This window comes from Ramlibacter sp. (assembly GCF_041916345.1).
Classification (GTDB): Bacteria; Pseudomonadota; Gammaproteobacteria; order Burkholderiales; family Burkholderiaceae_C; genus Ramlibacter.
The window spans coordinates 15,718-27,277 of record NZ_JAYRZR010000052.1; the positions used below are offsets into that span (position 1 = coordinate 15,718).

An 11,560-nucleotide genomic window follows, 5' to 3' on the forward strand; every position below is an offset into this window, starting at 1 on the left:
CTCAGTTCGGCTTGAGGTCCAGGCGCTTGACCAGCGGCTCCCACCGCTGGATCTCGGCCTGCAGGATCTGCTGCGTCTGCGCCGTGGGCGTGCCCTGCGCGACCAGGTCGCTGTTCTGCAGGCGGGCGCGGATGTCCGGGTCCTTCATCAGGTCGCCGGCCGCGCGCTCGATGGCCGCCAGCACCGGCGCAGGGGTGCCGCGCGCCACCTGCAGCACGAGGCGGAAGCTCACGTCCAGGTCGGGCTGGTTCAGGGCCTTGGCCAGCGTGGGTACCTCGGGTGCCAGCGGAGAGGGCGTGCCAGCCGACACGGCTAGCGCCACCAGCTTGCCGGCCTTCACGTGCGGAATCACGGTGGGCGTGGCCAGGAAGCCGCACGACGTCTCGCCGGCCAGTACCGCCTGCGTGGCGGGGGCGGGGCCGCGGTAGGGCACATGGTCCATCTTCGCGCCGGAAGCCTGCAGGAACATCTCCGTGGCCAGGTGGCCCGGCACCCCCGGCCCGCCGGAGGCATAGGTGATGCGATCCGTCTTCGACTTCGCCACCAACTCTGCCGCCGTCTTGACGCCGACCGACGGGTTGCACACCAGCATCTGGCTGAACGACGCGATGACCGAGACCGAGACCAGCTCGGCTCGGGCGTCGAAGCCCTTGGTGCCGTAGACCAGCGGGTTGACCGTGAGCACCGTGTCTGGACTCAGCACCAGCGTGTGGCCATCGGGCTCGGCCTTGGCCGCCGCGCTGGCGGCGAGGTTGTTGCCGGCGCCCGGGCGGTTCTCCACCACCACCGGCTGGCCGGTGCGTTTGGTGAGTGCTTCACCGATCAGGCGCGAGGTGATGTCCGACGGGCCGCCGGGGGGTGACCCGACCAGCAGCTTGACGGGCTTGGTGGGCCAGGCCTGCGCCAGCGCGGGCGCGGCCGGCAGGGCGATGAGGGCGACCAGGGCCGCTGCAACAGCGGTACGGCGGGATGTCATGCGGGCAGTCTCCACGTCGATCAATCCAGGCTCACGCCCGTGGCCTTGATCGGCTTCTCCCAGCGGGCCAGGTCCGCGCGCTGCGCGGCGGCCAGTTCGGCCGAGGTGGAGCCGATGGGCTCGTAGCCCAGCTCGGTGAGCCGCTTCGCCAGCGCGGGCGACTTCACCGCGCGCTGCACCGCGCGCTCGAGCCGCGCGAGCGGCTCGCCGGTGAGCCCCGCCGGGCCGTACATGGCGAACCAGGCGGTGGCCTCCATGTTCACGCCCTGCTCCTTGAGCGTGGGCACCTCGGGCACCTGCGGGTCGCGGCTGGTGCCGGTCACCGCGATGATGCGCACCTTGCCGTCCTGGTGCAGTTTCGCCGTCTCCGACACCACGTCGAACTTGTAGCCGATGTGGCCACCCAGCAGCGCGGTGTTGGCCGGTGCGCCGCCCTGGAAGGGCACGTGGGTGAAGGTGGCGCCGGTGCTCTGCTCCAGCAGCACGCCCATGAAGTGCGGCAGGGTGCCCTGGCCGGGCGTGCCGTAGGTGGCCGTCTTGGGGTCCGCCTTGGCGCGCGCCACCATCTCGGCCACGTTCTTCGCGGGGGAGGCCGGGCCGGCCACCACGCCGAACTGGAAGCGGGCGATCTGCGAGACAGGGGTGAAGTCCTTCACCGCTTCGTATTCCAGCTTCTTGTAGACGTGCGGGAACAGCACCATCGGCCCGCTGGGCAGGATGACGACGGTCTGCCCGTCGGGCTTGGCCTGTCGCGTCAGCGTGAGGGCCAGCCGGCCGCCGGCGCCCGGCTTGTTGTCCACCACCACGCTCGCGAAGTCGTCCTTGATGGCATCGCCGATCAGGCGGGCCAGCACGTCGGCCGAGCCGCCGGGCGGGAAGCCCACCAGGATCTTCAGCGGGGGCTTGTCCTGGGCCAGCGCGGGGCTCAGGCTCAGGCTGCCCAGGCCCAGTGCCAGGGCGGCCAGCAGGGTGCGGCGCAGGGTCATCGTGTCTCCTCGGGTGAATCGCAGGGTCAGGCGGGCGGCGCGGATGCCGCGCGCCCGGCCCCCACTCTAGTTGCCGCACAATTGATTGATCAAATCAACCATCCTCCGCACAAACCCGCATGGCTGATGCCCGCCTTGGCCGCCCGGAGGCGATCGACGACCTGCTGCTGTACCGCATCAACCGGTTGCTGCAGGTGGCGGGCAGCATGGTCATCCGCCTGTGCGAGGGGCGCTTCGGCATCACGCGGCGCGAGTGGCGGGTGATCGCGCTGCTGGCGGCGGATGGTGAGCAGCTCTCGTCGCAGCTGGCCGAGCGCGCCCAGCTCGATCGCGCCCGGACCTCGCGCGCCATCACCTCGCTGGTGGCCAAGAAGCTGGCGCGCCGCCTGCCCGGGCAGGCCGACCGGCGCCAGGCCCGCGTGGCGCTCACGCCCGCCGGACGCGCGCTCTACGACGAGCTGTTCCCGCTGGTCGGGGAGATCCACCGCGGCCTGGTCTCCGTGCTCGACGAAGGCTCGGTGCGCCAGCTGGACGACGCGCTGGGCCGGCTGCAGCAGCAGGCCGACCGCATGGTGGCCCAGGCCGAGCTGCCCAAGGCGGATCGCCGCCGCGGTGGTCGCGCGCAGCGCCTGGGCTGAGCGGGCATGGCGGGCGCTGCCGAAGCCTGGTTCGCCGCGCGCGGCTGGTCGCCGCACGACTTCCAGCGCGAGGCCTGGCAGGCCATTGCAGAAGGGCGCAGCGGCTTGCTGCACGCCACCACCGGCGCCGGCAAGACCTATGCCGTCTGGCTCGGCGTGCTGCAGGCGTTGCTGCAGCAGCATCCGCCCGGGCGCCATGCGGAGCCGCTGCGCGTGATCTGGCTCACGCCCATGCGCGCGCTGGCGTCGGACACCGCGCGGGCGCTGGCGGCGCCCCTGCAGGACCTGGCGCCGGCCTGGACACTCGGCCTGCGCACCGGCGACACCCCTTCGGCCGAGCGCGCCCGGCAGGACAGGCGCTGGCCCACGGTGCTGGTGACGACGCCGGAGTCGCTCACGCTCATGCTCACCCGCGAGCACGCGCGCGCCGAGCTGGGCGGCGTGGCGGCCGTGGTGGTGGACGAGTGGCATGAGCTGATCGGCAGCAAGCGCGGCGTGCAGGCGCAACTGGCACTGGCCCGCCTGCGCACCTGGCAGCCGGGCCTGATCACCTGGGGCCTGAGCGCGACGCTCGGCAACCTGCCGGAGGCGCTGCAGGTGCTGTGCGGCGTGCAGCCCGCGCCCGAGCCGCGGCTGGTGCGCGGCCGCATCGACAAGACGCTCACCCTCGACACGCTGATCCCGCCCGTGCCGGGCAAGTACACCTGGGCCGGCCATCTGGGCGCCGGCATGCAGCAGCCGGTGGTGGAGGAGATCGCGCGCTCGGGCACCACGCTGGTCTTCACCAACGTGCGCTCGCAGGCCGAGATCTGGTACCAGCTGCTGCTGGAGGCGCGGCCGGAGTGGGCCGGCCAGATCGCGCTGCACCATGGCTCGCTCGACAAGGCCACCCGCGACTGGGTGGAAGCCGGGCTGAAGCAGGGCACGCTGCGCGCGGTGGTCGCGACCTCGTCGCTCGATCTGGGCGTGGACTTCCTGCCGGTGGAGCGCGTGCTGCAGATCGGCTCGGCCAAGGGCGTGGCGCGCATGCTGCAGCGCGCGGGTCGCAGCGGCCATGCGCCTGGCCGGCCCAGCCGCCTGACGCTGGTGCCCACCAACACGCTGGAGCTGATCGAGGCCGCGGCGGCGCGCCATGCCGCGCTGGCCGGCCGGGTGGAGAAGCGCGCCAGCCCCGACCAGCCGCTGGACGTGCTGGTGCAGCACCTCGTGACCGTCGCCCTCGGCGGCGGCTTCCAGGCCGATGCGATGTACGAGGAGGTGCGTTCCGCCTGGGCCTACCGCGGCCTCACCCGGGCGGAGTTCGATTGGGCGCTGGCGTTCTGTGAACGCGGCGGCACCAGCCTGGGCGCCTACCCGGAGTACCACCGCATCCAGCCCGACGAGCAAGGCCTCTACCTCGTGCGCGACAACGGCATCGCGCGGCGTCACCGGCTGGGCGTGGGCACCATCGTGAGCGACGCGTCGGTGCAGGTGAAGTGGCTGTCCGGCGGCACGCTGGGGTCGATGGAGGAGAGCTTCATCGCGCGTCTGCGCGAGGGCGACTGCTTCTACTTCGGCGGCCGCCTGCTGGAGTTCGTGCGGCTGCGCGACATGGCTGCCTATGTGCGCAAGGCCACGAAGCGCAAGGGCGTGGTGCCCAGCTGGCAGGGCAGCAAGATGGCGCTGTCGGCGGAGCTGGCGGATGCGGTGCTGGAGCGCCTGCAGGCCGCCGCGCAAGGCGACTTCGACGGCCCCGAGCTGCAGGCTGCCCGGCCGATGCTGGAGACGCAGGCGCGCCTGTCGCACATTCCCACGCCGGGCATGCTGCTGGTGGAAGCCTTCCAGTCGCGCGAGGGCCAGCACCTCTACGTGTATCCCTTCGCCGGCCGCAACGTGCATCTGGGCCTGGCGAGCCTGGTGGCCTGGCGGCTCGCCCGCGACAAGCCCAATACCTTCAGCCTGTCGGTCAACGACTACGGCTTCGAGCTGCTGAGCGCGGAGCCGTTCGACGTGGAGCTGGTCACGTCGGGCGCCGTCTTCACCACGCACGACCTGATGCACGACGTGCTGGCCTCGCTGAATGCGTCGGAGCTGGCCCAGCGCCGCTTCCGCGAGATCGCGCGCGTGGCGGGCCTGGTGAACACCGGCTACCCCGGCCAGCCCAAGAGCACACGTCAGCTGCAGGCTTCCAGCAGCCTGTTCTTCGAGGTGTTTCGCAAGTACGACGCGGGCAACCTGCTGCTGACCCAGGCCGAACGCGAGGTGCTGTCGCAGGAGCTGGACCTGGCACGCCTGGCCGTCACGCTGCGCCGCCTGCGCGCACGGCGCATCGTGTTCGCGCCGCTGCGCCACCCCAGCCCGTTCAGCCTGCCGCTGATGGTGGAGCGCTTCCGCGAGAAGCTCACCACCGAGCAGCTCGCGGACCGGCTGGACCGGATCCTGCGGGACATGGAGCGCGGGGAGGGTGGGTAGGGCGGTGCATGGAACGCTGGGGTTGCGCTGGCGCTCCACCCCAGCCTACGAGGAGGCCACGGGTGCAGGGCTGTTCGTAGGCTGGGGTGCAACCCCAGCGCTTTCACCGCTGCGCGCGCCGGCCCGCTTCGGCAGCGCGGCCAGGATGCGTGTGCCAGCGCCGGGCGCAGCGCTCACCGTCAGGCGGCCCCCGGCGGCCTGCACGCGGTGCCGCATGCCGGCCAGACCATGGCTGGAAGGCCGCACGAAGCGCGGATCGAAGCCCTTGCCATCGTCGCGGATCTCCACTTCCACATGCGCCGGGAAGTCCGCCACGCTGATCTCCACCTGCCGGGCCTGGGCATGCTTGCCCACGTTGGTGAGGGACTCCTGCACCAGCCGGTAGAGGGTGAGCTGCTCGTCCTCGTCCAGCGTCACCGGCTCCAGGCTGGTGGTCACCTCCAGGCCCGAGCGTTCGGAGAAGCCGCGCGCCAGGATCTCCAGCGAGGCAGTGAGCCCCAGGTTGGCGAGCGAGGAGGGCCGCAGGTCCTCGATGATGCGGCGCTTCAGCGCAATGCCGCTGTTGAGCGTCTCGGTCAGGTGGGCCAGGCGCTCCGCCGCCTCGGGCTGGGTGCCCACGCGCGACTTCAGCCGCGCCACGTCCAGCTTGGCAGCGGTGAGCAGCGCGCCCAGCTCGTCGTGCAGCTCGCGGGCCAGGTGGCCGCGCTCCTGCTCGCGCACCTGCTGCAGGTGGGTGGCCAGTTCGGCCAGCGTGGCCGTGCGCTCGCGCACCTGCGCCTCGAGCTGGTCGCGCTCCTGCTGCAGCGCCGCCTGCTGCTGCTCGCCCGCGAGCTTGAGCCGCGTGCTCTGGCGCAGGTAGAGGTGGAAGGCCACCAGCGCGGCGAGCGCCACCAGCGCGATCCCCACGCGGGCGAACAGCAGCGAGCTGGCGACCTGGTCGCGCGAGGCGGCCATGCTGGCGGTGGCGGAGTCGATCAGCCGGCTGGCCTGCTTGCGGATGGCGTCCATGTGCTCCTTGCCCACGTCCGTCATCAGCACGAACTTCCACGCGTTGTCGTTGCGGCTCTTGCGCATGCGCACCGAGAGGTCCATCTCGGCCAGCTTGCGCTGCACGTCGCGCGCGAGCTGGCCGGTGGTCGCGGCCTCGGGCGTGCCGGCCGGCCAGGCGTCCGAGAGTGTGTCGAGCAGCACGTCGATCTCGGCCACCGCGCGGTTGTAGGGCTCCAGGTAGCGCTCGTCGCCGGTCAGCAGGAAGCCGCGCGAGCCGGTCTCGGCGTCCAGCACCCGCTGCAGCAGCACGTTGAGCGTGTTGCGGTGCCGGGTGTGGTCGTCGATGCGGGCGAGGGCCCGCGTCGAGGCGCTGTAGCCGGTCTCGTTGATGCTGATCAGCGCGAGCGCCGACAGCGCGGCCAGCGCCAGGCCGAAGGCCATGCGCGGCAGCAGCCACGCGCGTGTGGCAGTCATGGCGGCTCTCCGTCGATGTGATTAAATGGCCTGCAATGCATCTTCATGACCGTGAGGGTAGGCCAGAATGATCCGAGTCGGCATCGTCGATGACCATGCCATTGTCCGCACTGGGCTGCGGCAGTTCCTGGGCGAGCAGGTCGACCTGCGCGTCGTCGGCGAGGCCGCCAGCGGCCGCGAGGCGATCGACCTCGTGCGCAACACCGAGATGGACGTGCTGGTGATGGATCTGTCCATGCCCGGGCAGAGCGGCATCGACGCGCTCGGCATGATCCGCGCCAAGGCGCCCGATCTGGCGGTGCTCATCCTCTCCGGCTACCCGGAGGAGCACTATGCCGTGAACCTCATCCGCCAGGGCGCGCGGGGCTATCTCAACAAGGAATGCGACCCGATGGAGATCGTGCAGGCGATCCGCACCGTCACGCTGGGTCGCCGCTACATCTCGCCGGCGGTCGCCGAACTGCTGGCGCAGCAGCTCGGCCGACTCGACGCCGGCGCGCCGCACGAACAGCTGTCCGAGCGGGAGTTCCAGGTGTTCCTGAAGCTCGCCCGCGGCGAGACGGCCGGCGAGATCGCCAAGGCGCTGTCGCTGTCGGTGAAGACGGTCAGCACCTACCGCACGCGGCTGCTGGAGAAGATGAACCTGTCGTCCAATAGCGATCTCACCTACTATGCGCTGAAGAACCGGCTGATCGACTAGCCGGCGCCACCTGCAGCGAGCGGCAGTAGTCCACCAGCGCGTCGATCTCGTTGGACTTGTCGAACACCACGTCGGCACCGAGCAGGGTGCACCGCTCGCGCATGTCGGCGGTGGCGTAGTTGGTCAGCACCACCACCCGCTGCGGCGCTGCACGCCCGCTGCAGGCGCCCAGCACCCCCAGGCCGCTGCCCTGGCGCAGGAAGACATCCACGATGACGAGGTCCCAGTCGGCCGCGTGGTCGCGCAGCCAGCCGCGGGCGTCCGCCTCGGTGTCGGCCCAGCCCAGGGCCTGCACCTCCGCCAGTTCCGCGAGCGTGCCCAGCAGGTTCTCGCGGATGGTGGGGTTGTCTTCGACGAGATAGGTTCTCAGTTCCACGGTGGCGGGGCAGGGATGGATGCAGTGTGCCAGCCCGTGGCGACGTGGCCACGTAGGAGGAATCCTACTGTGCGCGTCCGCCCAAGGCGATTCGTGGCGCCGGCGCCACCCCTTCCGCGGCGGCCGTGGCGGCGGCACACTCGCGGCGATGGAAAGCCCCCCGCCCCAACCGCCCGCGTCCGTGCGCCTGCAGGCCATCACGGCCGAGACGGTGCGCGCCGTCCTGCGGCTGGCGGTGGCGCCGGACCAGCAGCACCTGGTGGCCCCGAACGCCGTGTCGCTGTCACAGGCGCTGTTCGCACCCGAAGCCTGGTATCGCGCCATCTGCTGCGGCGATGCGTTCGCCGGCTTCGTGATGCTGGAGGACCAGGCGCTGGCGCCGGTGCCGCCGCCCGAACCCCGCATCACCCTGTGGCGCTTCATGATCGATGCCGGCTGGCAGGGCCGCGGCGTGGGCAGCGCCGCGCTGCAGGCGGTGATCCGCCATGCACGCCAGCGCGGGCTGTACCGGCGCCTCTACCTCTCGTACGTGCCGGCCGCGCGCAGCCCGGAGGGCTTCTACCGCGCGCACGGCTTCCTGCCCACTGGCGACATCGACGAAGGGGAGGTGGTGATGGCGCTGGATCTGGCGGCGCCCGGCGAACCGGGCGTGCGCCCCTCGCCCCCCGGGCGGCAGCCGGCTTTCGAGGCCGTGCTCTCCGCCCGCGACGTGGCCGCCGGGCCGGCCCACGATGCCATCGACGAAGGTCTGGGGGCCGCGAACGACGCCTTCGCGCCGCTGGCCGACGTGCAGCCGCTGGGCGTGGATGCCCACGACGCCGCCGGCCGGCTGCTGGGTGGCGCCAACGGTCGCACCTGGGGTGACTGCGCGGAACTGCAGCAGCTCTGGGTGGCGCCAGCGCACCGCCGCCGCGGGCTGGGCGCGGCCATCGTGCGGCGCTTCGAGGCCGAGGCGCGCGCCAGGGGCTGCCGGCTCGTGTACCTCGACACTTTCAGCTTCCAGGCGCCGGCGTTCTACCAGTCGCTGGGCTACCGGGTGGCCAGCGCCATCGACGGCCTGGGCGGTGGCGCGGTGAAGTACGCCATGCGCAAGGCGCTGCCGGCACCCGGGTGAGGCGCCGGATCGCCCATCACCCGGTTTCCACCGATGCGCGCTGTCACCGGACCGCAATAATCGCCGCATGGAAACCAAGTGGCTGGAAGACTTCGTCAGCCTGGCGGAAACCCGCAGCTTCAGCCGATCCGCCCAACTGCGCCATGTGACCCAGCCCGCGTTCTCGCGCCGCATCCAGGCCCTGGAGGCCTGGGCCGGCACGGACCTGGTGGATCGCAGCTCGTATCCCACGCGGCTCACCCCCGCTGGCGAGACGCTGTATGCCCAGGCACTGGAGATGCTGCAGGCCCTGCAGACCACGCGCGCCATGCTGCGCGGGCATGCGGCCGCCGGGCAGGACGTGATCGAGTTCGCCGTCCCGCACACGCTGGCCTTCACCTTCTTTCCGGCGTGGGTGTCCAGCCTGCGCGAGAAGTTCGGCCCCATCAAGAGCCGCCTCATCGCGCTGAACGTGCATGACGCCGTGATGCGCCTGGTGGAGGGCAGCTGCGACCTGCTGATCGCCTATCACCACCCGGCCCAGCCCTTCCAGCTGGACCCGGACCGCTACGAGATGGTGACCCTGGGCGAGGAGACGCTGGCACCCTTCTGCAAGCCCGACGCCGAGGGCCAGCCGATGTTCCTCCTGCCCGGGCGGCCCGGCCATCCACAACCCTACCTCGGGTATGCCCCAGGGGCCTATCTGGGCCGCGTGACGGAGCTGATCCTCAAGCAGGCCGGCACCGCCATCCACCTCGATCGCGTCTATGAGACCGACATGGCCGAAGGGTTGAAGGTGATGGCGCTGGAGGGGCATGGTGTCGCCTTCCTGCCGCAGAGCGCGGTGAAGAAGGAGCTGCGCGCGCGCCGCCTGGTGAGCGCCGCCCCGCCGGAGCTGACCGGTCTGGAAGTCACGATGGAAGTGCGGGCCTACCGCGAGAAGCCGCCTGCCGGCAAGGAGGCCGCCAAGAGCACCGCCCAGGCCCTGTGGACCTACCTGGCCGGCATGCGCCCGGCGCGTTCACATCTATGACCAATCTGCATAACCCCGCGCGCAATCCGCATTGGCCTTCGAATGAGCGGGGCCGTACAGTTCGCGCCACTTCGGGCCGGCACCCGGCCGCCGCGACAGGCAGGCACCGGGCACAAACCCTGCTTACGCGCAGGGGCTGTCGGCTCTAAGCTGTCTTGAGGTGCCCCTCAGGGCAATCCCTGACCCCCCGGATCCTAGAATCCCTGTCGGACCTGTCATCCACCCCTTCAGTAGGAGATACGCATGAAGAAGCAACTGCTCGCCCTCGCCGTGACCACGCTGGCCGCCACCGGCGCCCTGGCCCAGGCCGGTGACACCATCGCCAAGGCCAAGGCCTCCGGCACCATCACCATGGGCGTTCGCGAGTCCTCGGGCGCGCTGTCGTACACCCTGGGCGACGGCAAGTTCGCCGGCTTCCACGTGGAAGTCTGCCAGCGCATCGTGCAGGAGGTCGAGAAGGCCGCCGGCCGCAAGCTGGAAGTGAAGTACGTGCCCGTCACCTCGCAGAACCGCATTCCGCTGGTGCAGAACGGCACGGTGGACATCGAGTGCGGCTCCACCACCAACAACGCCACCCGCCAGAAGGACGTGTCCTTCCTGAACACCACCTACGTGGAGGAAGTGCGCATCGCCGTGAAGGCCAACTCGGGCATCACCAGCATCGCCCAGCTGAATGGCAAGAACATCGCCACCACCACCGGCACCACCTCGGTGCAGCATCTGCGCAAGCACGAGCGCGGCCAGGGCGTGGACTTCAAGGAAGTGTTCGGCAAGGACCACGCCGACAGCTTCCTGCTGCTGGAGTCCGGCCGCGCCGACGCCTTCGTGATGGACGGCTCCATCCTGGCCGGCAACATCGCCAACGCCAAGAACCCGGCCGACTTCCGCATCGTCGGTGAAGTGCTCTCGGTCGAGCCCATCGCCATCATGGTCCGCAAGGACGACGCCGGCCTGAAGAAGGTGGGCAACGACACCATCGCCAGCCTGATCAAGAGCGGCGAGATGGCCAAGATGTGGGACAAGTGGTTCATGAGCCCGATCCCGCCGAAGAACACCAAGGTGGGCCTGCCCCTGTCCGACAGCACCAAGGCCGCGTGGGCGAACCCCAACGACAAGCCCATGGAAGACTACGCCAAGAAGTAAGGCGCGCGTCTTCCGGACCCCTGCCCGGGGCATCGCCGCGCCTGCGCGCGGCGCCCGGCTCCGGCAGGGGTCTTGCGTTTCCATTCGCGCCCCTTCACCATGGGCGCCATAACAACGAGGAGAACCGCACATGGCTTGGGACTGGCAGGTCTTCTGCAAGGAGACCACCACCGGCGAGGTCATCGCCGGCTGCTTCGGCAAGGGTGGCGACCAGACCTACCTGAACTGGATCCTGTCGGCCTGGGGCTGGACGCTGACCGTCGCACTGAGCGCCCTGGTCGTGGCGCTGGTCGCGGGCCTGGTCGTCGGCACCCTGCGCACCTTGCAGGACAACCCGTGGCTGGTGCGGCTCGCCACCGTCTGGGTCGAGCTGTTCCGCAACATCCCGCTGCTGGTGCAGGTGTTCCTGTGGTACTTCGTGCTGCCGGCCATCTTTCCGGTGCTGAAGGACACGCCTTCGGTGGTGCTGGTGGTGCTGGCGCTCGGCTTCTTCACCTCGGCCCGCGTGGCCGAACAGGTGCGATCCGGCATCCAGGCGCTGCCGCGCGGCCAGCGCTACGCCGGCATGGCCCTGGGCTTCAGCACCGCGCAGACGTACCGCTACGTGCTGCTGCCGATGGCGCTGCGCATCGTGATCCCGCCGCTCACCAGCGAGTCGATGAACATCGTCAAGAACTCCTCGGTGGCGTTCGCCGTCTCG

The 11,560-nt window shown here is 70.7% G+C and carries 11 protein-coding genes; 7 read left to right on the forward strand and 4 right to left on the reverse strand.

The window, feature by feature from the left end; all coding sequences use genetic code 11:
• Position 1: 1 nt before the first annotated feature.
• Positions 2-976, reverse strand: a complete 975-nt coding sequence (locus ACE3T5_RS13865) for a Bug family tripartite tricarboxylate transporter substrate binding protein (RefSeq protein WP_374668628.1) — start codon at positions 974-976, stop codon at positions 2-4.
• A 20-nt stretch (positions 977-996) separates the two neighbouring features.
• Positions 997-1,962 carry a Bug family tripartite tricarboxylate transporter substrate binding protein gene (locus ACE3T5_RS13870; RefSeq protein WP_374668630.1) on the reverse strand — a complete coding sequence of 322 codons (966 nt, stop codon included), beginning with the start codon at positions 1,960-1,962 and terminating at the stop codon, positions 997-999.
• Positions 1,963-2,081: 119 nt separating this feature from the next.
• Between ACE3T5_RS13870 and ACE3T5_RS13875 the strand changes: the two genes are divergently transcribed.
• On the forward strand, positions 2,082-2,600 hold the full coding sequence (locus ACE3T5_RS13875; protein ID WP_374668632.1) for a MarR family winged helix-turn-helix transcriptional regulator: 519 nt from the start codon (positions 2,082-2,084) through the stop codon (positions 2,598-2,600).
• A 6-nt stretch (positions 2,601-2,606) separates the two neighbouring features.
• Positions 2,607-5,051 carry a ligase-associated DNA damage response DEXH box helicase gene (locus tag ACE3T5_RS13880; protein WP_374668634.1) on the forward strand — a complete coding sequence of 815 codons (2,445 nt, stop codon included), beginning with the start codon at positions 2,607-2,609 and terminating at the stop codon, positions 5,049-5,051.
• Between the two features lie 45 nt (positions 5,052-5,096).
• On the opposite strand, the gene ACE3T5_RS13885 is transcribed toward ACE3T5_RS13880, so the two are convergent.
• Positions 5,097-6,515: a CHASE3 domain-containing protein gene (locus ACE3T5_RS13885; protein WP_374668636.1), complete on the reverse strand. Its 1,419-nt coding sequence runs from the start codon at positions 6,513-6,515 to the stop codon at positions 5,097-5,099.
• Positions 6,516-6,582: 67 nt separating this feature from the next.
• On the opposite strand from ACE3T5_RS13885, the gene ACE3T5_RS13890 reads away from it, so the two are divergent.
• Complete coding sequence (locus ACE3T5_RS13890; RefSeq protein ID WP_374668638.1) at positions 6,583-7,215, forward strand: response regulator; 633 nt, start codon at positions 6,583-6,585, stop codon at positions 7,213-7,215.
• Here ACE3T5_RS13890 and ACE3T5_RS13895 read toward each other — a convergent pair.
• On the reverse strand, positions 7,178-7,591 hold the full coding sequence (locus ACE3T5_RS13895) for a response regulator (RefSeq protein ID WP_374668640.1): 414 nt from the start codon (positions 7,589-7,591) through the stop codon (positions 7,178-7,180). The genes ACE3T5_RS13890 and ACE3T5_RS13895 overlap by 38 nt on opposite strands.
• A gap of 148 nt (positions 7,592-7,739) precedes the next feature.
• Between ACE3T5_RS13895 and ACE3T5_RS13900 the strand changes: the two genes are divergently transcribed.
• The 4 genes from ACE3T5_RS13900 to ACE3T5_RS13915 form a co-directional block, all read left to right on the forward strand.
• A complete protein-coding gene (locus tag ACE3T5_RS13900; RefSeq protein ID WP_374668642.1) occupies positions 7,740-8,705 on the forward strand; it encodes a GNAT family N-acetyltransferase in 966 nt (321 codons plus the stop codon).
• 67 nt (positions 8,706-8,772) lie between these two features.
• Positions 8,773-9,717: a LysR substrate-binding domain-containing protein gene (locus ACE3T5_RS13905; RefSeq protein WP_374668644.1), complete on the forward strand. Its 945-nt coding sequence runs from the start codon at positions 8,773-8,775 to the stop codon at positions 9,715-9,717.
• Between the two features lie 243 nt (positions 9,718-9,960).
• Positions 9,961-10,860, forward strand: coding sequence for a transporter substrate-binding domain-containing protein (locus tag ACE3T5_RS13910; protein WP_374668646.1), 900 nt, complete (start codon positions 9,961-9,963; stop codon positions 10,858-10,860).
• 130 nt (positions 10,861-10,990) lie between these two features.
• A partial coding sequence (locus ACE3T5_RS13915) for an amino acid ABC transporter permease (RefSeq protein WP_374668648.1) occupies positions 10,991-11,560 on the forward strand: 570 nt, incomplete at its 3' end.